Source organism: Acinetobacter sp. YH12129 (assembly GCF_013418685.1).
GTDB lineage: Bacteria > Pseudomonadota > Gammaproteobacteria > Pseudomonadales > Moraxellaceae > Acinetobacter > Acinetobacter amyesii.
In genome coordinates, this window is the sequence record NZ_VPBP01000005.1 from 1 (window position 1) to 23,013 (window position 23,013).

Genomic DNA, 23,013 nt, shown 5'->3' on the forward strand with positions numbered 1-23,013 from the left:
ATGTACGAGTCGTGGTGCCGTACATGATTTCGAACTCTTCAAACGTAACTTGAATCAGATTCCTGCAGGTGCATTTATCCTTGCGGATAAGGGTTATCAGGGAATTTATACAGTGTATCCAAATAGCCTGTTGCCATTAAAAGCCAAAAGACACTGTAAATTGGATCCTGAATTGAAAATCTATAATCATGAAATCAATAAAAGAAGAATCGGAATTGAGCATGTATTTGGCAGCCTGAAAACCTTCAAAATCCTTGCTGAGCGTTATCGAAATAGAGGTAAAAGGCTTGGTTTGAGATTCAATTTAATCGCTGGAATTTATAACTTAGAGCTGAGTGAAAAATGACTTATGAAAGAAATCTATTTTAATGATTTAAATTATATTCAGCGATGTAACCGCTCTGTAACTGGATATTGCCCCAATCTATGGCAAGACCAAGTGCAAAGATCGGCTGAAGAGTGCCAATGAATTTGCAGTTTATTTGCGCTAAAGATTTGAACAGTACCTTATTGCCTTAAAAATAGTCACAGCACAGTCTAAAAAAAATAAAATCGCACCTTTTAAGTACATTTATATCTTTGATTTAACTCATTTTAATTACATTAATACACATTTATATTTTTATTCGACTAAGATTTTGATCTCTCTAGATTTTCTAGCAGAATTACATGATTTATCTCATTCATTCTATACTTTCATAATTTGTTTTCATCAGTCCCCTTTTGCTAAAACAAATCTGCCAAATACATAACACATCATAATTTAAAAACTTGGAGAATCTGACATGTTGAACTTATTTACAGGAAAAATCAGCGGTGTACTCAGCCTGACTTTACAAGGGATCAGTAAAGCAGTTGGACTGGTTTTAAATACTGTTTTGGATACAGTAGACAGCGTATTAGAGACCGTAAGTAGCTTAACAGCGCCCTTAACGGATGCACTGACTGAGCTTCCGCTCATTGGTGGGACCATCGAAAAAGTACTCGCAGTTGAAAATCAGTTAGTCGGCACCTTAGGTGATGGCTTACATGCGGTAGCCGATCAACTAGCGACAGGTGATCTTCTCGGCGGTGTACAGACCGCTCTCAATGGCGTAACTGGTGTGGTCGGTCAAACTGTGACTGAAGTTGCAGGTTTGGTTGATCATCTCAGTGGGGTGGCTGCACCAATCACAGATGTACTTTCTGACCTGCCATTGTTGGGCGGTCTATTGGATGCAGTAGGCGAAACTACGGGTAATTTAACTGGCTTGTTGGCTGAAACGGGCGACTATGTAGCCAGTATTGATCCTACCGAATTATTAACATCCGTCCTGAACGATCCTTTAGCAAGTGTGGGTAGTGTCGTGCAAGATGTTTCAGGCACTTTAGATGCCTTACTGGATGACATTGCACCGACTACATCGATTGCCACTGAACTTCCTGTAGTCGGTGATCTCGTTCAAGTGGTCGGTGAAAGTACCACAGCCCTCAATCAAGGCTTATACGATGTCGGTAGCTTACTTCAATCCGTAAACAGCGATTTATTACAAACAACCGCTTATGTTTAATGACTAAAAACACTAATACACAGCGCATTTTTATAGACCAAGAATAAAATCCAATCCTCTATTTGCACTGGCCTGACACATGTCAGGCTTTTTAATTCATCAATTCTGATATTAGCATTTAGTGAATAGCCGTTTATTTGATAAGATTAGGTACAAATTCATTCTTAATTTGATTGAGCAAGGAGCGAAAGCATGCTGATCATCCCTGCAATTGACCTGAAAGATGGCAAATGTGTCCGTTTAAAACAAGGTCGTATGGAAGACGATACTGTATTTTCTGACGATCCAGTGGCAACTGCACAGCATTGGGTAAATGAAGGCGCGCGTCGCTTACATTTGGTAGATTTAAACGGTGCTTTCGCTGGTACACCGATTCATAAGCCTGTGGTTGAAGCGATTGCTAAAGCACAGCCTGAATTACCAATTCAAATTGGTGGTGGTATCCGCTCTCTTGAAACCATTGAACACTACCTTGATGCAGGCGTATCGTTTGTCATCATTGGTACAAAAGCGGTAAAAGAGCCTGAATTTGTTGAAGAAGCGTGCAAAAAATTTGCAGGCCATATCATTGTCGGTATCGATGCCATGAACGGCATGGTAGCAACGGATGGTTGGGCAAATGTCACTGATGTGAAAGCTACTGATTTGGCAAAACGCTTTGCAGATGCCGGCGTATCGAGCATCGTCTACACCGACATCGCACGTGATGGCATGATGCAAGGTGTGAACGTTGAACAAACCGTAAACCTTGCAACATATTCAGGCTTACCTGTTATTGCATCGGGTGGCGTGACCAACCTTGACGACGTGCGTAACTTAAAAGGCCAACCGGGCATTTTAGGTGCGATTACTGGTCGTGCAATTTATGAAGGGACATTGAACCTTCGTGAAGCTCAATTACTGCTTGATCAACAAAGCTTATAATTTGCCCGAGCAGAAAAGAGGTCTTCGGGCCTCTTTTTTTATTTCTCCTCTTTGAATATTCAAATACTCATGCCAACCGTCCAATCTGCTTGGAAAGCCAAGTTTCCGCAGCTCGCACTCATCCTGATTACCATGATTTGGGGCGCCAGTTTTATCACCGTGCAATACGGTTTAAATTTTAGCAGTCCAGTGCTGTTTGTCGGTCTACGTTTTGCCGCAGCTACACTGGCTGTGAGTCTGTTATCGCTCAAATATCTTAGACATTTTTCTCAATATGATGTCATTGCAGGCGCAAGTATTGGCGCGGTGATCGCGATCGGCTATGCGACGCAAACAGTCGGCTTGCAAAGCATCAGCAGCAGTGAATCGGCTTTTTTAACCGCGCTGTATGTACCGCTAGTTCCGATTTTTATGTGGCTGTGTTTTCGGCATAAACCACATCTGATGACATGGCTGGGAGTAAGTTTGGCTTTTGTCGGTTTGGTTTTTTTAACTGGTAATGGTTTTGGCGCTATTCAGCTCAATTTTGGGCAAATCATTACGCTGCTCGGGTCGATTGCCATTGCTTTTGAAATTATCTTGATCAGCTATTTTGCACCCCGCGTCAATCTGCGCAGAGTGACGGTTCTACAGTTGGCTTTTGCCTCACTGTTCTGTTTTTGCTTTGCGCCACTGGTGGGTGAAACCACTTTGCCAAAATTTGAATGGCCATTAATCGCTGTACTCTGCGGATTGGGGCTAGCCAGCGCCGTAATTCAACTGGTGATGAACTGGGCGCAGCGTATGGTTGATCCTGCACAGGCGGCAATCATCTATGCAGGTGAACCGGTTTGGGCCGCGATCATTGGGCGGCTTGCGGGTGAACGCTTAACACCGCTCGCTCTCATTGGTGGACTGTGTGTGGTGCTCGGTGTGATTGTGAGTGAATGGCGGCCGAAACGGTTAAAGAAACGCTAATTTCAGCATCCTTTCCCATAACAAAAAGCGACCCATAAGGTCGCTTTTTTGATGCCAAGATTTTTTATGCTAAAAATCTTTAAACTCGCATTACTCATACATCGGTCGGTTGTCATTGACACGGATTAAACCTTTAATCGCGCGGTACACAATCCATAACCAAGACAGTCCGATTACCGTGACGCAGAAGGTACTCGCTCCCAGTGCTACACCTGCAAAAGCATTGGCATTATTGCCGGTAAAGAACAGAAAAATAAAAGGCACGAAAGCAATGATGTTCCAAATGAGATACCACCAAAACGTGCGAATCTGCCAAGTGAAATGGCTTTCAAAAATCGTGCCGCGCACATCACTGCGTTTGACGTAATTGATAATCAACGCGAGGACCGCAAGCAAGCCGGCAGAAAAAATCGCCACAATATAAAGAATATACAAAATAATCGTGAGCAGGCGGTTTGGATCTTTATCAATGGAATAATTCATTTCGCTCTCCGTCATGATGATTTTGCGGATCATTCCATCCTAGATATGCAGGATATTAAATGGTGAAATCAGCCATAAAATCAGTAATATGTTAAAGGCTATAGTACAGAAATATATTTTTCGAAATGGTTGTTTTTGTGTTTTATGCCGCAAACGTTGCTGAGCCAGCCATGCCGCCGGCCACCCACCTAAAAAAGACAAAAGATGCAGTGTATTTTCTGGCACGCGTCGATTCCCCATTTGCGCAGCTTCTTTATCCTGCGCATAGAACCAATAGGTCAGGACATTGATAATACTCACAAAAAGCAGCACCATGCCACTGAGTAAACCCGCCACAGACAAGCCCGCTAAGGCTAGAATATAAATGATGCACACGATTTGCATCGGCTCTGCCTGACGCGGCATCTGTACCACATTTTTTTTATTGGGGCGTTGTGCAGCTTTGGTTTGTGAGGCTTTTAAATAATGCACTTGCTGCGCACGAAAGCGTCCGCGTTCGTCTAAGATCACAGCATAATCCAACGCACAGCCCACGATTGGTCGTGGGCCGGGACGGGAAAAGTCTTTGATGTGCAAAAATACGCGATCTTTGGTGCTATCGTTCGGTTGAATGAAGCCGTAGCCCTTGTCATCAAACCATTCTACTAAGCGTCCTTGATCACGCATGCTTTTCCCTCTCGTTGTTTTTAAAATTTATGCTGTGACGAATTTTAATCGTTCAATCAGCATATTACGCATTTCAGCAGGGTTTTTCTGCAAAATATCATCCCCTGTACGGCCTTCTGCCGCATTTTTCTGTGCCACCTGTAAACGCATCATCCAGAAGCGACCCGCCGCCATTGCCAAATATAACTCTAGACATGATTTTTCATCTGCGGTTAATGGGCGCACGCTTTCATAGGCATTTAAAAAGGCAATGGCTTTGTCTTCATTCAAATGCACATCCGGATATTCAGTACAGAAGTCATTTAAAGTAATAGCAATATCAAACAAGAGTTCGTCTTTATTTAACTCATAAAAGTCTAAAATACCGTTGAGTTGATCGCCTTCAAATAGAGTATTGTCACGGAACAGATCAGAATGAATAAAACCGGCAGGACGGTCTGGATACATCGCCGTTAAGATGTCATATAAGCCCAACAGATTGTTGAGCAACGTGGTATCTGCTTCATTTAATGTTGGACGAATATCGCGTGAAACTTGTAACCAATAAGCATGATCACGATATTCTGCACGTTCCAAAGGGAAGTCTTGTAAAGCCACATGCATTTTCGCTTGGGCTACAGCAATCGCTTCTGCTTGCGCTAAGCTCGCAGGCATGGGATGTTGACCTTGCATGCGTGGCGCAATCTGTGCAGGTTTATCCTTTAAGCTATGAATCGCTTTACCCGAATGATTCAGCGGTACAGGCACAGCTAGACCAGCCTGCCCCAAATGTTCAAGTACAGGGACCAGTTCCCCTGCACCTTGCTCGTCCATCTCTTCAAAAACAGTTAATACATACTGCGTGCCATTTTCGCAAACAATAAAATAGTTGGTATTTTGAATACCGCCTTGAATCGGAATCAGGTCAATCACCTCCAGTCCATAAGGTGCTGCAAAATCCTGAACTTCCTTTAAAGTCAAAGTGGTATAAACCGACATAGAAAACCTGCGAAAAAACTTACATATTTTTGATAGAATAACCGCTCCGACTACTAAGGTGTAGCATCTAAGTCGCGAAGTTTCATAATCGGCTGTTATTTTTGGAAAAAATTATGCTTGCTAAACGTATTATTCCTTGCCTCGACGTGGACAACGGTCGTGTAGTGAAAGGTGTTCAATTTCTTGATATTCGTGATGCAGGCGATCCAGTTGAAGTTGCACGCCGTTATAACGAACAAGGTGCGGACGAAATTACCTTCTTAGACATTACCGCAACCTCAAATGGTCGTGATACCACTTACCGTACGGTAGAGCGTATGGCTGAGTCTGTATTTGTGCCATTAACAGTCGGTGGTGGCGTGCGTAAAGTAGAAGATATCCGCCTGTTATTAAATGCGGGTGCGGACAAAGTTTCGATTAACTCTGCGGCTATTTATAACCCTGAATTTGTACAAGAAGCCTCTCAGCGTTTTGGCGCACAGTGTATTGTGGTTGCGATTGATGCGAAAAAAACTGGCGACAATAAATGGGAAATTTTCACCCACGGTGGTCGTAAAGAAACCGGTATCGATGCCATCGAATGGGCAGTAAAAATGGCGGACTTCGGTGCAGGTGAATTACTCATCACCTCGATGGATGCTGACGGAACCAAAGCCGGTTATGACCTTGAACTGATGCGTAACATCAATGACCGTGTGACCATTCCAACCATTGCTTCTGGTGGTGTCGGTAATCTCCAACATTTGGCCGATGGCATTTTAAAAGGTGGCGCAGATGCGGTGCTTGCAGCCTCTATTTTCCACTTTGGTCAACACACCATTCCTGAAGCGAAAAAATATCTAGCAGAACAAGGCATTGAAATGCGTCTTTAATTGATTCGTTTTCAATGAAGATTGAAAAAGAGCGATGATTCGCTCTTTTTTTGCTTTGGTGTTTTTGATGCAACGCCATGGAGTTGTAGCAGCGAATCGTCAATTTAATTCATCCACTATAGACATAAAAAAAGGAGCCTTGTCGGCTCCTATAAACCAAGAAAAACTACAGCACTTGGTCTGATACTTAAAACAAATGAAAAAATATACATAGCAACTTCATCAATCAACTCGTCGTGTACAAGCCTTTTGATGATTTAAATATAGGGCATTTGCACTGCATTTGATTGACAGTAGATTCATAATTTGTTGACAAATTGCGACAACTCAATTGGGTAGAAAAGCTTGTTGTCACAACGTACAACGCTTTCACATTAAACCGTTTCAAGAAGTGCAACTGGCTTTTCACGCTCAGCGACCCACTTTGCAGGAAATACCCGATTGACCCAGTGTGACAATGGTTTCGCAATCGCTGTCGGTAGTAACACACCCAATGGGTTCTGTTCCTGTAATTTTGCCGAGGAGATCACTCGAGTCCCTAAAATATAATCAAACCACGGCTTAGTCACACACCAATTGGCATCCTGATTTGAGTTCATATGGTGGTCATAGTGCCATGGAATCTTTTTCATCGCCCACTCTGGCTCAAGATGTGCGCGACGATGGATATAATAATAATTCCCTGCGCAATACAGCACAGACAAACTCATTCCTTTGGAAATGGGATAAAACAGCGGGACAAATACCGCTGAAACTGCCACCAGTGACAATATTTCATTTTTCGTGCGCCAGTTCTGTACACCTTCAACATAGCCATGATCATGAAAATCTGTTTTTCGAACTTCACGATGATGTTCCCAATGTGATTTCATGCTTTTCGGTACTGGACTAAAACGTGGCTTGCCTGACCGATGTGTCCCATGCAAAACATATTTATGCGCGACCCATTCAAAGGCATTGGCGACGACCAACCCTGCAATAAAACCTTTTAACATGACCAATATCTCCTTTTCTTAGCTCCACTATAGGTAATGAAGAGGGCTAGATATTGACCGTTTTTTTTAATATTATTGACAAAACACGACAAAATTTAGAATTAAAAAAATATGCAACAACTCAAGGACTATACAGGATCGGTCTATGGAGGACTGGGCCATTTGCTCTATGCTTATCACCAAGCTCAAGGCATTGCCATTCCTGAAAAACTGAATAAAGTTCAAAACTTAGAACGTTTTGATTATGCCGTTTGGCGTGATTTATTGATGGATTTAGATCAAAAGATCCAAAAGCCAGCGCTGGGTTTAGAAATTGCAGAACATGTGCAACCCAAACATATTGGCATCATTGCGTATATTGCCCTGTCCTGTGAAAACTTAGGCGAAGCGCTGCTCCGCTACCATGATTTTCATCGCTTAATCTTCGATGGTAGTCCATTGCTGATTGATATTCAAAATGATTTTTTCTCGATCGGTTGGAATGATTTACCCATGAATATGGCCAATCAATTGACCGATGAAATTGCGATTGCCTTAATGCTGCAGTTTCTAAAATTATTCATGCGTTTTGAAGATATTAATTTACACGAAGTGCATTTTCATAATCCTGCACCGAAAAATGTCGCTCAGTATGAACAATATTTTCGCTGTAAAGTTCGATTTTCCCAAGAAAAGTCGAAGGTTATTATTCCCATTCAAGAACTGTCTCGCCCCTTTTCCCAAGGCGATCAGACCTTACAAAAACTGTTAATGCAACAGGCACAGTCTTTATTGGAAAAGCTGCCGAATACCACGCAAATCGACCAACGCTTACAGCAAGCCATCTTAATGGGTTTACAAAAAAATCAGTTCCAAATTGAACATGTCGCTACTCAACTGAATCTGTCCGTCCGACAATTACAACGCCATTTACAACAACAAGGCAGCACCTATCAGCAACGCATGCAGGAGGTCCGCTGTATGATGGCTGAAGAATTTTTAAGAGACCCACATTTAAGTTTGCAAGAAATTGCGCTACTGCTGGGTTATTCAGAACAGAGTGCATTTCAACGTGCGTTTAAACAATGGCGAAATTTAACCCCACAGCAATGGCGCTTATCGCAAATTGAAGCAGTAAGTTAAAATGTGACGCAGTTATCATTTTATATATTGTGATTTTCAGCAAAATCCATTAAATCTATGCATATTCAATAAATGAATAAAACAACACTTCACAACTATATTGCACTCATGCTGAGTGAAAGATTGAAAATCTATTCCAAATGACAAAAACAAATGGAATTTTAAATGAATAAATATTTAGCAGAACTGATCGGTACGTTTTGGCTGGTCTTTGGTGGTTGTGGTAGTGCGGTCTTGGCTGCGGCCTTTCCTGAACTTGGCATTGGCTTCGCAGGCGTGGCACTGGCCTTCGGTTTAACGGTGTTAACGGCTGCTTATGCGCTGGGTCATATCTCAGGGGGACATTTTAACCCTGCCGTGAGTATCGGCTTGTGGGCCGGTGGTCGTTTTGAAGCCAAAGAACTAGCACCCTATATTATTTCTCAATTGCTGGGTGCAACCCTCGCCGCATTTATTCTATTCATCATTGTACAAGGTCAGGCCGGATTTACAGGAGTCGGCGGTTTTGCCACCAATGGCTATGGTGAATTATCTCCAGGTAAATACTCTATGCTCTCAGCGTTAGTCATTGAAATTGTGCTGACGGCTGGCTTCCTGATTGTGATCATGGGAGCAACGGATAAACGTGCCCCTGCTGGATTTGCCCCAATTGCGATCGGTCTTGCGCTTACATTGATCCATCTGATCAGCATTCCCGTCACTAATACTTCGGTCAACCCAGCGCGTAGTATGGGTGTGGCATTCTTTGCTGAAACTGCTGCGCTATCACAAGTTTGGCTATTTTGGGTAGCCCCAATCATTGGTGCGGTGATTGGTGCGGTCATCTATAAACTGATGGCAAAAGACGAATAAATAGAAGAAGACACCATAAAAAAGCTCACAATCTGTGAGCTTTTTTTCATTCATCCCGAATTGAGCTTTGCTTCCTTCGACGGCCGATGACACAGCTTTAAAGAAATGGATTTTCCACTTCGTTTTCTTCACCGCCCTGCGCTATTTTTTCAGCTAAGTTGGTTTCTGCCTCAAGCGTGGTCACCACATCATTGAAAAATGCCTGTAAAGCTTTCGCTGCAGCTAAACCTGCTTGGTCTTTCGTCACCTGTAAATTGCCATAAATATTAATTCGATCTTGGCCATTTTCTAGTGTTAAGTCATGAATTGCATGCGACGCAGTGTCATTTTCAAATGCTTTGAACATGATGGATATCCTTGTTTTTTGTTGTAGTGATGCAGCAATAGAAATACGTGAAAAAGATTTCAACTGCAAGCAATGATCCTCTTCATCGCTCGCAGTTCAGCGCTATTATCTACTCAATTATTTCAAAATCTGTAGCAGATATTGCAGAATTTCTTCAATCAATTGTTTGACCAAGGCATCTTGATTGTTGTCATTTTCACTGCTTGCCATGGATGTCTCTCCCACAGAACCACCACTCGATTTAAACTCTTTTTGCAAACTTAAAATCTTGTCTTCTGCGACATCTGCAGCACACTGGCTTTCAGCATCCCAATGCAAATAAGCGATATCTTGATTTGCTTTTACTTGGGTGGCTTTGAGTGGCAAACGGTAGGTATTACGCTTTTGGTCTTCAGTTAATTCTGGAAAGAAATTAATTCCAGTCAGTTCTTCTAGCGCACAAATACTCATGACTTTGACTGTCGGTGCCGTATCACGCAAGGTATTGTCCGCATAGTACACGCCTGCAACACCTTTTTTCGGCAAATAGATCGCCTTATAAGTAGCGGTCGGCACGATGACCCCTTGCCCGATGGTTTTTAATTTTTTCGCACTATATACCGGCCCCGTTACCACATAGACATCTTGCTTTTGTTTGGTCACTATCGCCCGTGTGGCTTCTTCTAACTCACGCCACACTTGCTGATTATTTTTTGGAGCTTGCGGCACCATATTGGCCAAAGAAAAACTATCTAACTGCGCAGCTTTATTGGGCATATCGGCATTTGGCGCCATGTGTCCACGGTCATAGCCTGAAGATTTATAGTCTGACAGCAAAGCCCGATATTCAGACGGCACGCGAGTCTCTTCATGAAAGTTATCTTCACGCGGAATTTTTTGACTCAGGCGTGCGGGGGTTAATGCTTCTGCAACCCAAAGCGGTGTCTTGGATATCCCTGAATACATGACATTAAAGCCATTAAAACACAGTGGAAAACTGTTTTTATGTAGGCTTTCACGGACCAAATAAGGTGGCACTTCACGATAAAATTGGTCCAAACAGGCGCTATTTGAAGTGCTGCTCATAGAAACAAGTTGTTGAATTTTTTCTTGCCCGAAAGCAATAGCAAAGCTTCCTGTTGCCACCAGACCCAACAGCACTTTTATGCCATTTTGCCCAAATAACTGTGAAAGTGGATTTGCTGAATTGCGTTTCTTTTTGACCATGACTTACAACAATGACTTCTAAAAGGACTATTTTTCCGCAGCTTAGCAAGGGTGCATATTTTAGTACACTTTTCTTTTTTAATTTGCTTAACAATCACACAAATATTGTTTAACAAAGCAGCAGTTGATGTAACTTTATGTCGCAGTTGTGCAGTTCTTTATAGGAGGTCATGAAGCAGTTGCGTATGTTTCATTGAATTCGCCTCAAGAATTATGACAAGGTAAAAATACGAAAAATTGCGATAAAAATATACGGAGTGATTATGCATTCTAAAATTTTAGGTTTAGGTTTAATTTCAGGTTTAATGAGCGCAGCAGCATTTGCAGAGCCGCCGATTCAACCCGGTGATACATTAGAAAGCTTATCTAAAGTCAAAATTGTGACCACCGTGAATGGTCAACCTGGTTCCATTCAGGACTTAGTTTCAAGTGGCCAAGTTCAATTGGTTGAAGCTCCTGCCGGACAAGTCAATGCCGCTGCAACAGAACAGCCCTTAAACCCTGAACAGGCTCAGGCAAACCAAATCGATCCGAATGCCCCTGCAGTCCCTGCAAATGCTGAACAAGCCGTGACTGAAGCGTAAAATGCACTCGCAAATGAACAACAAAGTGTAGCTGCTGCACCTACAGAGCAGTCCGTTCCAACTGAACAAACAGCAGTGGCCAATACACCTGAAGCCGCGGTAACTGAAGCACCTGTGGAAACAGCACAGCAAGCACCTGAAGCCGTATCAGCGGATAACAACGCTGCACCCGTCATTGCCTCTTCTGCAGAAGCGCCAGTGAATGCCGATAGCGCATCGGCTGCATTGCCTGAAGCTCCTCAAGCACAACAAGATGCTTTTATGGCAGCACCTGAGACTCAAAGTGTAAATCCTGCAGATGCATCAATTCAAGCCAACCCAGAAGCACCTGTTGCTGACGAAGCCATCCAAGCTGCGCCTGAAGCCTCTGCAGATGTAGACGCGACAATCAACTAATCAGCGTATTTTCAAGGATCAAATAACGCAACATCTTCATTCTGTTGTTTTGCTCGCATACTCCTCCCAGGAAAAAGCAACAGAATGATCTCTATGTCTTTGGACTAAAAAGTTTAATTATTACAGATAAAAAAAAGCCAGAATTGATCTGGCTTTTTCGTGTCTAACTTTTAAATCTATGCTTAAAAGTTCAATCTACGTCTTAAATTTCAATCTGACTGCCCAACTCAACCACACGGTTGGTTGGAATTTGATAAAAATCGCTGACTGGACTGGTATTTCGCTGCATAGAGATAAACAGCTTTTCTCGCCAAGGTGCCATGCCTTCACCCAAGGTATGAATAATACGGTCTCTGGAAATAAAGAAACTGATTTGCATTAAATCAAATTCAAATCCCAATTCACGATACGCATGCTCCAAAGCGGCAGGAATATTCGGCTGATCTTTAAACCCATAAAACATCGTGATTCGATAGAATCGATCATCTAGTTTTTCCGTGATCACCCGCTCATTTTCGGGTACAAATGGCACATCTCGGGTGTTGACCGTAACCATAATATTGCGTTCATGCAGAACTTTGTTGTGCTTAATATTATGCAACATGGCATGAGGCACGATCTCAGGCGTTCCTGTCAAGAATACGGCATCACCTGGAACAAACTTGGTTTCACTACCCATGCTAACACTGCGAATAAACAGGTCAATAGGCAAAGCATCTTTACCGAGCCGATTGAGCACCAATGCCCGTCCATCTTTCCACGTCATTAAAATCGTAAACAATACCGCACCAATCAGGATTGGAACCCAACCGCCCGCTGCGATTTTTAATGATGTCGATGCAACAAAAATCAAATCAATCAATAAAAATGGAACTGCAAAAATCGCCACTTTCCAAACCGGCCAACGCCATAAACCATAAGCTAAAACTGAGATCAAAATCGTACCGCAGAGCATGGTCATGGTCACAGCTACGCCGTACGCACTGGCCAAATTCGCACTGTTTTCAAACAGCAAGATCAAGATCAGCACCGAGATAAACAATGCCCAGTTAATAAATGGTAAATAAATCTGACCACGTTCAACTTCAGAGGTATGTTTCACTGTCAAACGCGGCAAGTAACGCAATTGAATCGCCTGATTGACCATGGAGAATACCCCTGTGATCACCGCTTGAGAGGCAATCACCGCGGCCGCAGTTGCCAAAGCAATCATTGGATACAATGCCCATTCAGGAATCAGCATATAGAATGGATTGGCTAAAGCTTCAGGATTACGCAGTAGCAAAGCACCTTGACCCGCATAGTTCAACAGCAAGCACGGCATCACCACAATAAACCATGCCAAGCGGATTGGGAGTCGGCCAAAATGCCCCATATCGGCATAGATTGCCTCACCACCCGTCATCGTCAAGATAACCGCACCCATAGTCAAAAATGCAACATAAGGCTGCTGAACCACAAAATTGAAGGCCCAATGTGGACTGATCATGGTCAACACAAATGGCGTTTGCGAAATACTCCATAGTCCAAAACCACCAATGGATAAAAACCACATGAGCGTTAAAGGCCCAAAGAATTTACCCATCGTGCCTGTGCCATGGCGTTGCACTAAAAATAGCCCCGCTAAAATACCGATCGATAAGGGTTGCAGCCATTGGTTAAACATCGGCGTCGCAATACTTAAGCCTTCAATCGCGGATAACACAGAGATTGCGGGGGTAATGATCCCATCACCAAAGAACAAAGATGCCCCAATAAAGCCAAGGGCAATCAGGTAGATTTTTTTGTTTTCGGCAATTCGTGTGGTTCGTAGATTCAAGGCCAACAGCGACATAATACCGCCCTCGCCATTGTTATCTGCGCGCATGATGATGCTGACGTATTTAAAACTAATCGTCAGCATGATGCACCAGAAAATCAGGGACAGAATACCCAGCACAGACGCTTCGCTAATCGCCAAGTGTGCTGTGAGGAAACATTGGCGCAGCGCATATAATGGGCTCGTCCCAATGTCTCCGAATACTACGCCCAAAGCTGCCAAGGTGATGGCAGGCAATGCGGCTTTTTGTGCAGTACTTTGCATATAATTGTCTTCAATTTAGACAGGATTTTTGCGAATCATAGCACCGCTCAAGATGTTTTTGTCTAATTCAATTGTTTCTCTTGGCAGAATATATTTTTTTCGCTATTATCCACCGCGCAAAAGGTGAAGTGTCCGAGTGGCTGAAGGAGCACGCCTGGAAAGTGTGTAAACGTTTATAGCGTTTCGAGGGTTCGAATCCCTCTTTCACCGCCAAATTCGACTTTTACGGTAGTTCACCGTAGTGCAAAAGGCTTGATCTTAAAGGGGTTGAGCCTTTTTTTATGCCCGATGCACTACGGGGAATAACGGTAGTATACCGACAACTTTGTCGGTATATTTGTCGGTATAAATCCAAATCAGCTAAGTTTTGACCGAAAACTCTCCAAAAGCGCTGATTTTATACCGACAACCAGGAGAAATCAGAATGGCAAAACAGTCTAATAAACTAACTGCTAAAGAGGTTAAAAATCTTAGCTTTGATGTGAGTGGGGCAAAGAAGCAGAGACACCCGGACGGCGGTGGACTGTATTTATTGATTGATGAAACAGAAGCGAAATACTGGCGAATGGATTACCGTCGACCAGTAACTCAAAAATATAACACCCTGGCAATCGGCACCTATCCAATGGTTAGCCTTGAGCAAGCAAGATCTAAACGTGATGAATTTAAGAAGATGTTGTTAGATGGCATCGATCCAGCTGAGCAACGTAATAATAAGAAACGTGAGCAACTTCAAACCTTAGAGAATACTTTCGGTAAATTTGCTGCAGAATGGCTAGAGATCCGTAGACACGAGGGAAAGGTAGACCACGAAACAATTCGCAAACTGAATAAAGATATATTGCCGTTTATTGGAAAGTTACCAGTTGCAGATCTGACCACTGAACAGCTGGAACGTGATGTGACTGATGCGATTATTGAACGTGGTGCACTTGAATCAGCGAGACGTATTAAGTCCATTATAAACATGGTACTCAAGCTTCCATTGAAGCGAAGAATCATTACCTACAACCCTGCTCCAGACATCATTCTTCCCCAGCCGACTAAAGGCAATCATAACGCTGTGACAGATGAGAAAGAGCTGGCAGATCTGTTGCGTAAAACATGGCGTTTAACCAAAGACTTTCCACGTACGAGAATTAGAACTGAGTTAGCAATAAAGCTATCAGCATATATCTACCAGCGCCCTGGGGAAATCAGAACCCTACTTTGGGAATCGGTAGACTTTGAAAATAGATGCCTGTCCTTTGCAGCAAGTAAAACCAATCAAGACCACATCGTACCGTTATCAATTCAAGCGTATGACATTCTCAAAGAACTTGAAGAATTGCGGACCACTTCAAAATACGTTTTTCCAAGTGTCAAAACTTCATCTGAATGCATGAGCACAGACACCCTTACCCAGGTATTAAAACGATTGGGTTTTAAAGGGAAACATACAGCTCATGGATTCCGCGCAACGGCGCGAACACTCCTGGATGAAGAAATCGAATATAGAACCGATATTGTAGAGCACCAGCTCGCTCATAAGGTTAAAGACCCTAATGGCACAGCATATAACCGAACCAAGTTTTTACGCCGTCGACGTGAAATGATGCAGCTCTGGGCTGATTACCTCGACACACTTCGTCAAGGTGGTGATGTATCGAAATTCAAGCCAAATAATGACAGTGAAAATTTAATTCACTTTAAACCTAATACCAAAATGGCATAACTCTGCTGCGTTTTCTAAAAGGATAAATGGTCATGAGTAATATTAAAGATATTAAAAATCCAGCTCCTTTCTATACATTGAAAGATGCAGCAAAAGAGTTAAACCGAGCCTTGGAAGTTGATTACTATGATGCCAAGAAGCTATTAAATATGGCGTTGGTATATGACCTACAACTCTACATTTTTGTAAGAGGCTGGAAAGGTTACGCAGCCTACGGCGAAGAAATGTCGGAAGAATGGGAGGAGTATGCCGATGTTAATAAACATGGCGGATATACAAAGCTACATTTCGATATGGATGCCACATTAGAGGCCATTATTACGGCAAGACTTAATATAGCTTTACGTGAAGGGTGTCTGCTTGAGGTAACGCGAGAACTAATTAACGAATTAATTTTAAGAAAAAATACTGTTGCCGATGGTAGCTTAGGTATCTTTTTCAGCAATATTTTAGATATCCAAGATTCCTTTACAGGAAATCCCAAGAACCTTTTTTTAGAAGCCTTTAAACCACCTCTTCATCCTGAGTTGATACAAGAGCTCGGTAAATGCACCCTTACTGCAGATGTTATGGCTTCTGTAGAAAACATCAATATTGCTTGGATAGAACTCTGGGAGGAAAATACTCTGTTCAGCCATAATACTGTCACGCCCATTCCTGTGATCGAGAGTGCAATTGAAAAGGAAGGACGACTAGCTGTATCCCAAGCCCTATCTAGAACAGATATTCTAATAACTCACTATCAACTATCCAGAATTATTGAAGGCTCTTTAATTCAAAAAGACACACCAGTTGAAACTCGTGAAACTTTGGCCAAGAGAATAGATCTAAAGCCCCGAGGAAAAAGCCCCGCCAAAGAGCGTGCTCAATTAGCAGCAAAAACTTTAGCTACTTATCTATGGAATCAAGATACGGATAGAAAAATCAAAATTAAAGAAATGACTTTCATGGTCTATGCTGAGTTAAACCAGACTGAACACCACACTCAATTACCAGATCATCCAATATCAATAAAAGATTGGATTAAAGAAGTAGCTCCTGAATATGCTAGAGAGCCTGGAAGGACCAAAGAAAAACCTATATCAAGTGAAACTTAATATAGATCAAGTGGAACTTTCCATCTATTAACACATAAGAACCAACAACATACTACCTCTAACGCCGTTGCAGTACGGCACATAGTTAGAGGTTTTTTCATGTCTACTCAACAACAAACTACGGCGCCAAAAGGCTTTTATCGCATGTCACAACTTGCAACTACGGCTGCACGTAAAGAACGCAAGTACATCGCTAAAGATGGAACAACCCGGATCATCAAAGCACGTCCTGAGCGCCAGGGTTTACTGCCAATGGGTGAAACAACTATCTGGGACAAAGTGCGCGCTGGAGAGTTCCCTACCCCAATTAAATTAACTGAGCGTATCACTGCATGGCGCATTGAAGATATTGAAGCATGGATGGCTTCTAAAAGGTTGGAGGCTTAATTATGAATACTTCCATCACTTCCTTTTTGCCATCGCAACAGATGCTTAGTTCGGATATCGCAGCTATTACGAAAATACGCCTAGATTCTGTAAAAAGGACTATCGAACGTTTAGCTGAACGCCTCGTTATAGCTTTACCACCAACGGTGGAAAAGCCTACAAATGGCCGTACAAGTACTGAATATGTGTTTTCTGGTGAACAAGGAAAGCTTGATTCAATTACTGTGGTTGCGCAGCTCTGCCCGGAGTTTACCGCAGCAATTGTAAAACGCTGGTATGAGCTTGAGCAGCAGACTCCAGCATTCGATATCAGCAATCCTCAGCATCTCCTGCAGGCCATTGAAGTCCAAGCTAAACAGAATCTCCAGTTAAGTGCTGAAAACCAAGTACTCTCAAAAGCCATCGAAACAATTACGCATACAGAGCATGGCGTTAAGTTTCAGCAAGCATGCAAGATCCTGAATATCAAACAGCAGACATTGGCGGAATGGTTGAGAAAGCATAATTGGGATCGTTACTTAAATGGTGCCAGAGCATCTACTTACTACTCTGAAAACCGCGGCTACTGTGAAACTAAATACTCACTTAAAGAAGGCGTAAAACCTTCCGGCCAATCATATAGCTACACACAGACTGAGTTCTTCATATTGCCAAAAGGTATGCAGATCCTAGCTAAAAGGTTTGGGGAGCGGCCATGAATTTTCAAAATATTTTCTGTTTAAGGCTTCTCAAATTAAAAATGATCGGCTATATTGATCGTGTTCGGTGCAAAATCATCGAATTAGCTTTGGTCGGCTATGAATACACAAGCGCATACAGTCCGCTACGGGCTTTTTTTATGCGTAAAATCTCTATGCTTCTGCATCTCTATGGTGAAGCTGGAGAGGGACATCTTCGGATGTGCAGGTCTCTTGTGTACCTGTCGACCAACCCTTTTCAGCTTTGCCACCCTCACTTGGTCGTGACTGGTAAAGCTCCTAAACAAACACAAGGAGCGCATTCATCATGAACGCTAAAGTACAAATTCAATTTCCAGAACAATCAATTCCTTTTTACAGTGTCGCTGATATTATCAGTGCCTATTCACTTGCATCTGAAGCTGCCACACAACTTCGAACTTTGGCTAACCAGATCAACAAAGCAACGGCTTTCGTTAAAGCATTTGTACAAGAAAATGATAAAGCCGACTCCTCTGCTTTTGCTGAACTAGAAAATCTAATAATAATTTCCCAGCAGCTTGCTAACAGTCAAGCAGACACTTACATGCGTGAACTTAACAGACATACGCATAAGCCTGATGATCAGTACGGTGCTGGGGATCTGTTCGATGCTTACTCTCTTGCTCATGAAAATACATCATGGCTTGAGACCATGTTTTATCAAATTAAAGATGAAGTCGAAGTAGTCAAAGAAACTATCAAGCAAGGTACTCATGGCGCCGTCTTTGGGACTCTTGAGCACTTAATTCATATTGCTGCGTATTGGGCAGAGAGTCATAGCAACACTTTCGATGTTGAACGCGAAAAGCATGAAGCGGAATGGGAGGCTACTAAAAATGGATAAGCCTTCTATCTCCTCAGAAAGAATCAAAATACAGCCAGAGCCTGTTGTCGATCAGCAAGCACCGTCTCCATCAGCTGCATATGTTGAATCAGTACGTATTACTCCAGAACGTCTTTGGAATACTGTGTTGAAAAATCATAAGCAGCAAGGAGGGCGTAGTGAGCATTGATGCAACTCGGTGGGCCTGGGCAGTTTCAGTAAATAACTCCTCACAGCGCCTCGTTCTGCTTTCATTAGCAGATCGAGCCGGCGAAGATCATACGGCATGGCCAAGCATTGAACGGCTTGCCAAAGATACCGTGCTGGATAAAAAAACTGTCCAAAAAGTTCTTATAGAGCTTATGAAACTTCAATTAATAATCGATACCGGTGAACGAACAGGGCCAACTAAACGGGTAAAAATTCTAAAACTCAATGGTGTTAAAGGTCGTGAAGAATACACCCAAAATCGGGATGATTTAAACTCCAAGAAAGATATTAAATCTAAGGTTAATCAACCCAATAACGGGAATATTAAACAACCCCAAAATCGGGATTATTCCAATTTTGAGAACAATCCCCAAAACGGTATTTTGAATGACCCCAAAATTGGGGTGCAGAATCTATCAGGGAATCTATCAATAAATCTCTCTTGCGAGCACGATTGGATGCCTGATCTACAATCACTGGAAATTAAACTCAAAATTGCAGGTCACGAAAAAAATACTGCTTTGATTTTGGGGTTACCAAGCTTTGAATTTGAACTGAGTGCATTCAATTCTCATTTCGATGGACAGGTCATGTCTGATGCCAAGAAATTGCATAAATTCACGGCATGGATCATAGATAAATTTGAACGTTATAAAAAAGTGAATCCACATTATGTGAATCAAGCTGAACTCTTTACTGAAGCAGCTGAGCAACCAGCTATTAATTTGGCCGATAGTAAGCCTAAAAGTTTACTAGGGAGCATGCAGTGAATACCAATACTACCCCAATTCATAACCTACAAATTGAACAAGCTGTCCTTGCAGCTTTGATGACGGTTTCTGGCTCTTATGCTCAAATTGAAAACCTACTGACTGAACAAGATTTTCATGCAACACGCCATAAACTGATTTTTAACGCAATTGTAGACCTTGATGCAAAGAACTCACCATATGATGCTGTACTCGTCAACCAATGGCTAGAAATGCGTAATCATGCAGAGGCTTCGGGCGGTGAAAAATATCTCATGCAGTTAATGAGTGACGCCCCTTCCAGCTTCTACAATCTGCAATCGTATGCAGAAAAATTAAAAGATTTAACAACTTGCCGTCACGTCATAAATGAAGCGATGAAAGTAATTCACCAGGCCAAACATTTAACAATTAGCCGTGGTGAGCTTGTCCAAAATGCTCAAGCTGCTTTTGCAGATCTGAATACTGAATCGGGAAGTGAATCCCTTTTTCATATCCATGATGCTGCATCCAATACATTTCTTGAGATGCACCGCAAGATTGAAGCCGCACTTGCTGGCAATTCGATGATTAAAGGAATCCAGACCGGTATATATGACTTAGACAAAAAGTTAGGTGATGTCGAACCTGGATGTCTAATGGTAGTGGCTGCACGGCCCGCGATGGGTAAAACTACGATGCTCCAGCTCATTGCAAACAATGTAGCAGTCATACAGAAAAAGCCTGCCCTGATCATGTCTGGCGAAATGCCTAAAGAGCAGATCGCCATGCGTCTCTGTTGCGCGATTGCACCGGCAGATATTGGGGTAGTACGCAATTCCCCTCATCTGTTACCTAAAAATGAATTTACGGCGTATACAGATGCTGTGGTGATGCTGAAAGAAGTGCCAATGCAGATCAATGATACTTCCCGACCATCTATTGCAAATATCAGGGAATCTATCCGTAAAGTAAAACATCAATATGGTTCTATTGGTGTCGTACTTGTCGATTACCTTCAGATCATGAAGACAACTAAACCATTCGCCAGAGAGGATTTAAAGATTGCCTATTTCACTGGTGAGCTCAAAGCCATGGCCAAGGAGTTTGAGTGTGTCATTGTTCTTTTATCACAACTCAATCGAGAGTTAGAAAAGCGCCCAAACAAAAGACCGATGATGTCGGATCTGCGCGAATCAGGTGCAATTGAACAAGATGCAGATCAAATCGTATTTTTATACAGAGATGAAGTTTACAACAAGGAATCCCAATATCGAGGCATTGCCGAGGCCATTGTAGGGAAGAACCGACACGGCGAAGCTGGTACCACTTACATGCATGCCCAGCTGAAGTACTGTCAATTTACGAACTTAGACCCAGAAGCCTTATTACAAATCCAAGGAGTTCAGTGATGATGTTTACAAATGATTGTGGCCTGGATAGTACTGCCTTTAAAAAACCAAAGGATGCTCGTTTTATTAACTTAAAAACAAAGAAAAAGGTTAAAGATTTTTTGGTTAAACGCCGCGGTTATAAACGTCCAGACTTCAATCGAATGATCTTAGACTTAGTCCGCTTAAAATGGACACATGAAAAGATTGCATTCGTCTTACCTGTATCTGGCGCCTCTACCGTGTCTGAGTGGGCGCGTGGTGGTATTCCAAATTTTGAACATGGCGAAGCATTCATTGAACTTTGGAAAAGTGAAACCGGTATTGAGCGCTTTCCACGCGAGGGCGAATGGCAAACCTATAGATATGAAGTTGGTCAGTTAGAGTTACTTTGATATCAAAATGTCCGCCATTTCTATCATCTAAATGGCGGACTCAAATCAAGGAATAATATAATTAACTTAGAGATATATTAATTTTTCTTATGTGGCATTTGTAATAAGCCATACCATAATCATCTTCAAATCGATCATTAAGCCCAATATGGTATAGTTCTGAGTGTTCTAATCCCAACATATCCAAATAAGACAATGTAAACTGAAGTTCAAAATTAGAATTCCTATGCAAATTATCTTGTTCTTCATCTGTTAAATAAATAACTATAAATTTTTTTGCACCTTTTTCCAGCAAAGTAATACTTTCAATTAAATTTTCATTCCTAAAAATTTTTATTTTCTTAATAGATGATCCTAAATTTTTTAAATGAAAGCTTATATCCTGCTGTTTATGCTCATAACCGTGCTCTCCAGTAAAAGGATTGGCCTCTACCATCACTTCTTGTTCAGGATCAAAATGTAAACCTTCAAATTCTAAAATTGGTTTAGCTTGTTCATGCCGAACTTTTTGATCATCCTCATGAATTTTTATTAATTTTTTCTGCTCCTCAACGCTATTTTTCAATTCAGTGGCTTGAAGACGTAATGATTTAGTATTTTGCTTTAATTCGCGCCCTTGTTGGAGATATCCATAAACCAACCATAAAAAAGCTAAAGGCGAAAAAACACCAGCTAGAAAATCTCCTTTCTCATTTAACTCCAATGAATTAAACTCATCTAAATTAATTATAAAATTACAGCTTAAATATAAATATGAAATAGTGATGATGGTGATCAGAATCATCCCAAAATTATCTTTCAGTATTTGCATGAACATACCAATAAATTACGAATATTGTTAATTAACTTTAAATTTCATAGGCTGAAAATCATCAATATGAACTTTTTTAGCTTTCAGCAAATCTTCTTTTTTGCCATCTACGACTAATACGGCGCGCTTAACTTGAACTGTCCAGGTGCGATCTGCACCACACATAGTCTCTGATTCGATAAAGACACTCCCAAATGCTTTACCTTGGAGGTTTTGTATATCGCCGTAGGTTATTACATTCTTAGAGGTCCCCTGCACTCTGCCGGATCTGTCCTTTGCTGCCAGGTCTAAATACAGTTTGTCATAGGTTCCAAGAAAATCATGGATTGTCACATCCACTACGGCGGAACAGATGCCAGAGTTCACATAGCTAGTCTTAGAATGCTGAAGTGTAATTGGGGTGGCCAAAGCGACTGAGCTCATAAGAGCCATTAGAGAGACCGCTATTATCTTCTTCATGATGTGAAATTCCTTTTTCTACTAAAATTATGTATACGGTGTTATCAGAGGCTGTATTTCAAGTGAGTCAAGCAAGCCACTGTCTCTTTCCCAGGTATCGACCGCTTTGATCCCGTAACGGCTACTGGAACGTCCATGCGCTTTAATGACTGGTTCAGGGAAATTCTTCTTATTTCTCCAGCTGATCAGAGTACCTTTAGTAATTCCATAACGCTTCAATAGCTCAGGTGTCGAGATGTATAGGGTCATTAGCTGTTATCTCTTA

At 42.0% G+C, this 23,013-nt stretch carries 28 protein-coding genes, 1 tRNA gene and 1 pseudogene; 20 read left to right on the plus strand and 10 right to left on the minus strand.

Annotated features, from left to right (window positions below; all coding sequences use genetic code 11):
* From FTU65_RS04470 to FTU65_RS04485, 4 genes are all read left to right on the plus strand, one after another.
* The coding region (locus FTU65_RS04470) for a transposase family protein (RefSeq protein ID WP_180004523.1) at positions 1 to 346 on the plus strand (346 nt) is incomplete at its 5' end.
* Between the two features lie 439 nt (positions 347 to 785).
* The gene (locus FTU65_RS04475) at positions 786 to 1,550 is read left to right on the plus strand and encodes a hypothetical protein (RefSeq protein ID WP_180066403.1); all 765 of its coding nucleotides are present in this window, start codon (positions 786 to 788) and stop codon (positions 1,548 to 1,550) included.
* Between the two features lie 192 nt (positions 1,551 to 1,742).
* A complete protein-coding gene (gene hisA, locus FTU65_RS04480; RefSeq protein WP_078190493.1) occupies positions 1,743 to 2,474 on the plus strand; it encodes a 1-(5-phosphoribosyl)-5-[(5-phosphoribosylamino)methylideneamino]imidazole-4-carboxamide isomerase in 732 nt (243 codons plus the stop codon).
* Positions 2,475 to 2,543: 69 nt separating this feature from the next.
* Positions 2,544 to 3,431 carry a DMT family transporter gene (locus tag FTU65_RS04485; RefSeq protein ID WP_180066405.1) on the plus strand — a complete coding sequence of 296 codons (888 nt, stop codon included), beginning with the start codon at positions 2,544 to 2,546 and terminating at the stop codon, positions 3,429 to 3,431.
* A 90-nt stretch (positions 3,432 to 3,521) separates the two neighbouring features.
* Here FTU65_RS04485 and FTU65_RS04490 read toward each other — a convergent pair whose 3' ends face one another.
* The 3 genes from FTU65_RS04490 to FTU65_RS04500 are packed head-to-tail and all read right to left on the minus strand — an operon-like array spanning position 3,522 to position 5,558.
* On the minus strand, positions 3,522 to 3,914 hold the full coding sequence (locus FTU65_RS04490; protein WP_168378990.1) for a hypothetical protein: 393 nt from the start codon (positions 3,912 to 3,914) through the stop codon (positions 3,522 to 3,524).
* A 39-nt stretch (positions 3,915 to 3,953) separates the two neighbouring features.
* Entirely contained in the window at positions 3,954 to 4,580 is a 627-nt protein-coding gene (locus tag FTU65_RS04495) for a DUF1294 domain-containing protein (protein ID WP_180066407.1), read from the minus strand.
* A 27-nt stretch (positions 4,581 to 4,607) separates the two neighbouring features.
* Positions 4,608 to 5,558, minus strand: a complete 951-nt coding sequence (locus FTU65_RS04500; protein ID WP_180002790.1) for a homoserine kinase — start codon at positions 5,556 to 5,558, stop codon at positions 4,608 to 4,610.
* 110 nt (positions 5,559 to 5,668) lie between these two features.
* On the opposite strand from FTU65_RS04500, the gene hisF reads away from it, so the two are divergent.
* Positions 5,669 to 6,430, plus strand: a complete 762-nt coding sequence (gene hisF, locus FTU65_RS04505; RefSeq protein WP_306674445.1) for an imidazole glycerol phosphate synthase subunit HisF — start codon at positions 5,669 to 5,671, stop codon at positions 6,428 to 6,430.
* A gap of 374 nt (positions 6,431 to 6,804) precedes the next feature.
* On the opposite strand, the gene FTU65_RS04510 is transcribed toward hisF, so the two are convergent.
* A complete protein-coding gene (locus FTU65_RS04510; RefSeq protein WP_180025920.1) occupies positions 6,805 to 7,425 on the minus strand; it encodes a hypothetical protein in 621 nt (206 codons plus the stop codon).
* 111 nt (positions 7,426 to 7,536) lie between these two features.
* Between FTU65_RS04510 and FTU65_RS04515 the strand changes: the two genes are divergently transcribed.
* Both FTU65_RS04515 and aqpZ read left to right on the plus strand, forming a co-directional pair.
* Positions 7,537 to 8,547 (plus strand): AraC family transcriptional regulator, encoded by a 1,011-nt coding sequence (locus FTU65_RS04515; RefSeq protein WP_168378986.1) that lies wholly within the window; start codon positions 7,537 to 7,539, stop codon positions 8,545 to 8,547.
* Between the two features lie 165 nt (positions 8,548 to 8,712).
* Positions 8,713 to 9,399, plus strand: a complete 687-nt coding sequence (gene aqpZ, locus FTU65_RS04520) for an aquaporin Z (protein WP_180002782.1) — start codon at positions 8,713 to 8,715, stop codon at positions 9,397 to 9,399.
* A 97-nt stretch (positions 9,400 to 9,496) separates the two neighbouring features.
* Here the strand turns inward: aqpZ and FTU65_RS04525 are convergent, their stop codons facing one another.
* A complete protein-coding gene (locus tag FTU65_RS04525) occupies positions 9,497 to 9,745 on the minus strand; it encodes a hypothetical protein (protein ID WP_180002780.1) in 249 nt (82 codons plus the stop codon).
* A 117-nt stretch (positions 9,746 to 9,862) separates the two neighbouring features.
* Entirely contained in the window at positions 9,863 to 10,951 is a 1,089-nt protein-coding gene (locus FTU65_RS04530) for a DNA/RNA non-specific endonuclease (protein ID WP_078193159.1), read from the minus strand.
* A gap of 263 nt (positions 10,952 to 11,214) precedes the next feature.
* Here FTU65_RS04530 and FTU65_RS04535 point away from each other — a divergent pair, with 263 nt between their 5' ends.
* Both FTU65_RS04535 and FTU65_RS04540 read left to right on the plus strand, forming a co-directional pair.
* Positions 11,215 to 11,535, plus strand: coding sequence for a hypothetical protein (locus FTU65_RS04535; protein ID WP_218952792.1), 321 nt, complete (start codon positions 11,215 to 11,217; stop codon positions 11,533 to 11,535).
* 75 nt (positions 11,536 to 11,610) lie between these two features.
* Positions 11,611 to 11,931 (plus strand): hypothetical protein, encoded by a 321-nt coding sequence (locus FTU65_RS04540; protein WP_180066409.1) that lies wholly within the window; start codon positions 11,611 to 11,613, stop codon positions 11,929 to 11,931.
* Positions 11,932 to 12,133: 202 nt separating this feature from the next.
* Here the strand turns inward: FTU65_RS04540 and FTU65_RS04545 are convergent, their stop codons facing one another.
* Entirely contained in the window at positions 12,134 to 14,014 is a 1,881-nt protein-coding gene (locus FTU65_RS04545) for a potassium transporter Kup (protein WP_078193161.1), read from the minus strand.
* Between the two features lie 122 nt (positions 14,015 to 14,136).
* Here FTU65_RS04545 and FTU65_RS04550 point away from each other — a divergent pair.
* From FTU65_RS04550 to FTU65_RS04595, 11 genes and pseudogenes are all read left to right on the plus strand, one after another.
* Positions 14,137 to 14,227, plus strand: a tRNA-Ser gene (locus FTU65_RS04550).
* A gap of 211 nt (positions 14,228 to 14,438) precedes the next feature.
* Complete coding sequence (locus FTU65_RS04555; RefSeq protein WP_068535170.1) at positions 14,439 to 15,728, plus strand: integrase arm-type DNA-binding domain-containing protein; 1,290 nt, start codon at positions 14,439 to 14,441, stop codon at positions 15,726 to 15,728.
* A 32-nt stretch (positions 15,729 to 15,760) separates the two neighbouring features.
* The gene (locus tag FTU65_RS04560) at positions 15,761 to 16,825 is read left to right on the plus strand and encodes a hypothetical protein (RefSeq protein ID WP_180059352.1); all 1,065 of its coding nucleotides are present in this window, start codon (positions 15,761 to 15,763) and stop codon (positions 16,823 to 16,825) included.
* A 99-nt stretch (positions 16,826 to 16,924) separates the two neighbouring features.
* The gene (locus FTU65_RS04565) at positions 16,925 to 17,212 is read left to right on the plus strand and encodes an AlpA family transcriptional regulator (RefSeq protein WP_180066411.1); all 288 of its coding nucleotides are present in this window, start codon (positions 16,925 to 16,927) and stop codon (positions 17,210 to 17,212) included.
* Positions 17,213 to 17,214: 2 nt separating this feature from the next.
* Positions 17,215 to 17,910 (plus strand): phage antirepressor KilAC domain-containing protein, encoded by a 696-nt coding sequence (locus FTU65_RS04570; RefSeq protein ID WP_180066413.1) that lies wholly within the window; start codon positions 17,215 to 17,217, stop codon positions 17,908 to 17,910.
* Positions 17,907 to 18,221, plus strand: a pseudogene (locus tag FTU65_RS16445) (hypothetical protein). The gene FTU65_RS04570 and the pseudogene FTU65_RS16445 overlap by 4 nt, the downstream one beginning before the upstream one ends.
* The gene (locus tag FTU65_RS04575) at positions 18,218 to 18,775 is read left to right on the plus strand and encodes a hypothetical protein (protein ID WP_148334679.1); all 558 of its coding nucleotides are present in this window, start codon (positions 18,218 to 18,220) and stop codon (positions 18,773 to 18,775) included. Before FTU65_RS16445 ends, FTU65_RS04575 begins: the two are co-directional and overlap by 4 nt.
* The gene (locus tag FTU65_RS04580) at positions 18,768 to 18,944 is read left to right on the plus strand and encodes a hypothetical protein (protein ID WP_171488347.1); all 177 of its coding nucleotides are present in this window, start codon (positions 18,768 to 18,770) and stop codon (positions 18,942 to 18,944) included. Before FTU65_RS04575 ends, FTU65_RS04580 begins: the two co-directional genes overlap by 8 nt.
* Positions 18,934 to 19,734 (plus strand): helix-turn-helix domain-containing protein, encoded by an 801-nt coding sequence (locus tag FTU65_RS04585; protein ID WP_180066415.1) that lies wholly within the window; start codon positions 18,934 to 18,936, stop codon positions 19,732 to 19,734. Before FTU65_RS04580 ends, FTU65_RS04585 begins: the two co-directional genes overlap by 11 nt.
* Positions 19,731 to 21,104 carry a replicative DNA helicase gene (gene dnaB, locus FTU65_RS04590; protein WP_180066417.1) on the plus strand — a complete coding sequence of 458 codons (1,374 nt, stop codon included), beginning with the start codon at positions 19,731 to 19,733 and terminating at the stop codon, positions 21,102 to 21,104. Before FTU65_RS04585 ends, dnaB begins: the two co-directional genes overlap by 4 nt.
* The gene (locus FTU65_RS04595) at positions 21,104 to 21,478 is read left to right on the plus strand and encodes a hypothetical protein (RefSeq protein WP_180066419.1); all 375 of its coding nucleotides are present in this window, start codon (positions 21,104 to 21,106) and stop codon (positions 21,476 to 21,478) included. The genes dnaB and FTU65_RS04595 overlap by 1 nt, the downstream gene beginning before the upstream one ends.
* A gap of 61 nt (positions 21,479 to 21,539) precedes the next feature.
* Here FTU65_RS04595 and FTU65_RS04600 read toward each other — a convergent pair whose 3' ends face one another.
* From FTU65_RS04600 to FTU65_RS16235, 3 genes are read right to left on the minus strand one after another with little or no spacing between them, the layout of a single operon-like run.
* On the minus strand, positions 21,540 to 22,289 hold the full coding sequence (locus tag FTU65_RS04600; RefSeq protein ID WP_180066421.1) for a hypothetical protein: 750 nt from the start codon (positions 22,287 to 22,289) through the stop codon (positions 21,540 to 21,542).
* A 27-nt stretch (positions 22,290 to 22,316) separates the two neighbouring features.
* Positions 22,317 to 22,748, minus strand: coding sequence for a hypothetical protein (locus FTU65_RS04605; protein WP_180066423.1), 432 nt, complete (start codon positions 22,746 to 22,748; stop codon positions 22,317 to 22,319).
* A gap of 27 nt (positions 22,749 to 22,775) precedes the next feature.
* On the minus strand, positions 22,776 to 22,997 hold the full coding sequence (locus FTU65_RS16235) for a hypothetical protein (protein ID WP_257222957.1): 222 nt from the start codon (positions 22,995 to 22,997) through the stop codon (positions 22,776 to 22,778).
* Positions 22,998 to 23,013 lie beyond the last annotated feature (16 nt).

Bases quoted from the DNA above. Each gene is read 5' to 3' on its own strand.
- FTU65_RS04475 (WP_180066403.1), top strand. From the start codon at position 786: ATGTTGAACTTATTTACAGGAAAAATCAGCGGTGTACTCAGCCTGACT.
- hisA (WP_078190493.1), top strand. From the start codon at position 1,743: ATGCTGATCATCCCTGCAATTGACCTGAAAGATGGCAAATGTGTCCGT.
- FTU65_RS04485 (WP_180066405.1), top strand. From the start codon at position 2,544: ATGCCAACCGTCCAATCTGCTTGGAAAGCCAAGTTTCCGCAGCTCGCA.
- FTU65_RS04490 (WP_168378990.1), bottom strand. From the start codon at position 3,914: ATGAATTATTCCATTGATAAAGATCCAAACCGCCTGCTCACGATTATT.
- FTU65_RS04495 (WP_180066407.1), bottom strand. From the start codon at position 4,580: ATGCGTGATCAAGGACGCTTAGTAGAATGGTTTGATGACAAGGGCTAC.
- FTU65_RS04500 (WP_180002790.1), bottom strand. From the start codon at position 5,558: ATGTCGGTTTATACCACTTTGACTTTAAAGGAAGTTCAGGATTTTGCA.
- FTU65_RS04510 (WP_180025920.1), bottom strand. From the start codon at position 7,425: ATGTTAAAAGGTTTTATTGCAGGGTTGGTCGTCGCCAATGCCTTTGAA.
- FTU65_RS04515 (WP_168378986.1), top strand. From the start codon at position 7,537: ATGCAACAACTCAAGGACTATACAGGATCGGTCTATGGAGGACTGGGC.
- aqpZ (WP_180002782.1), top strand. From the start codon at position 8,713: ATGAATAAATATTTAGCAGAACTGATCGGTACGTTTTGGCTGGTCTTT.
- FTU65_RS04525 (WP_180002780.1), bottom strand. From the start codon at position 9,745: ATGTTCAAAGCATTTGAAAATGACACTGCGTCGCATGCAATTCATGAC.
- FTU65_RS04530 (WP_078193159.1), bottom strand. From the start codon at position 10,951: ATGGTCAAAAAGAAACGCAATTCAGCAAATCCACTTTCACAGTTATTT.
- FTU65_RS04535 (WP_218952792.1), top strand. From the start codon at position 11,215: ATGCATTCTAAAATTTTAGGTTTAGGTTTAATTTCAGGTTTAATGAGC.
- FTU65_RS04545 (WP_078193161.1), bottom strand. From the start codon at position 14,014: ATGCAAAGTACTGCACAAAAAGCCGCATTGCCTGCCATCACCTTGGCA.
- FTU65_RS04555 (WP_068535170.1), top strand. From the start codon at position 14,439: ATGGCAAAACAGTCTAATAAACTAACTGCTAAAGAGGTTAAAAATCTT.
- FTU65_RS04560 (WP_180059352.1), top strand. From the start codon at position 15,761: ATGAGTAATATTAAAGATATTAAAAATCCAGCTCCTTTCTATACATTG.
- FTU65_RS04565 (WP_180066411.1), top strand. From the start codon at position 16,925: ATGTCTACTCAACAACAAACTACGGCGCCAAAAGGCTTTTATCGCATG.
- FTU65_RS04570 (WP_180066413.1), top strand. From the start codon at position 17,215: ATGAATACTTCCATCACTTCCTTTTTGCCATCGCAACAGATGCTTAGT.
- FTU65_RS04575 (WP_148334679.1), top strand. From the start codon at position 18,218: ATGAACGCTAAAGTACAAATTCAATTTCCAGAACAATCAATTCCTTTT.
- FTU65_RS04580 (WP_171488347.1), top strand. From the start codon at position 18,768: ATGGATAAGCCTTCTATCTCCTCAGAAAGAATCAAAATACAGCCAGAG.
- FTU65_RS04595 (WP_180066419.1), top strand. From the start codon at position 21,104: ATGATGTTTACAAATGATTGTGGCCTGGATAGTACTGCCTTTAAAAAA.
- FTU65_RS04600 (WP_180066421.1), bottom strand. From the start codon at position 22,289: ATGCAAATACTGAAAGATAATTTTGGGATGATTCTGATCACCATCATC.
- FTU65_RS04605 (WP_180066423.1), bottom strand. From the start codon at position 22,748: ATGAAGAAGATAATAGCGGTCTCTCTAATGGCTCTTATGAGCTCAGTC.
- FTU65_RS16235 (WP_257222957.1), bottom strand. From the start codon at position 22,997: ATGACCCTATACATCTCGACACCTGAGCTATTGAAGCGTTATGGAATT.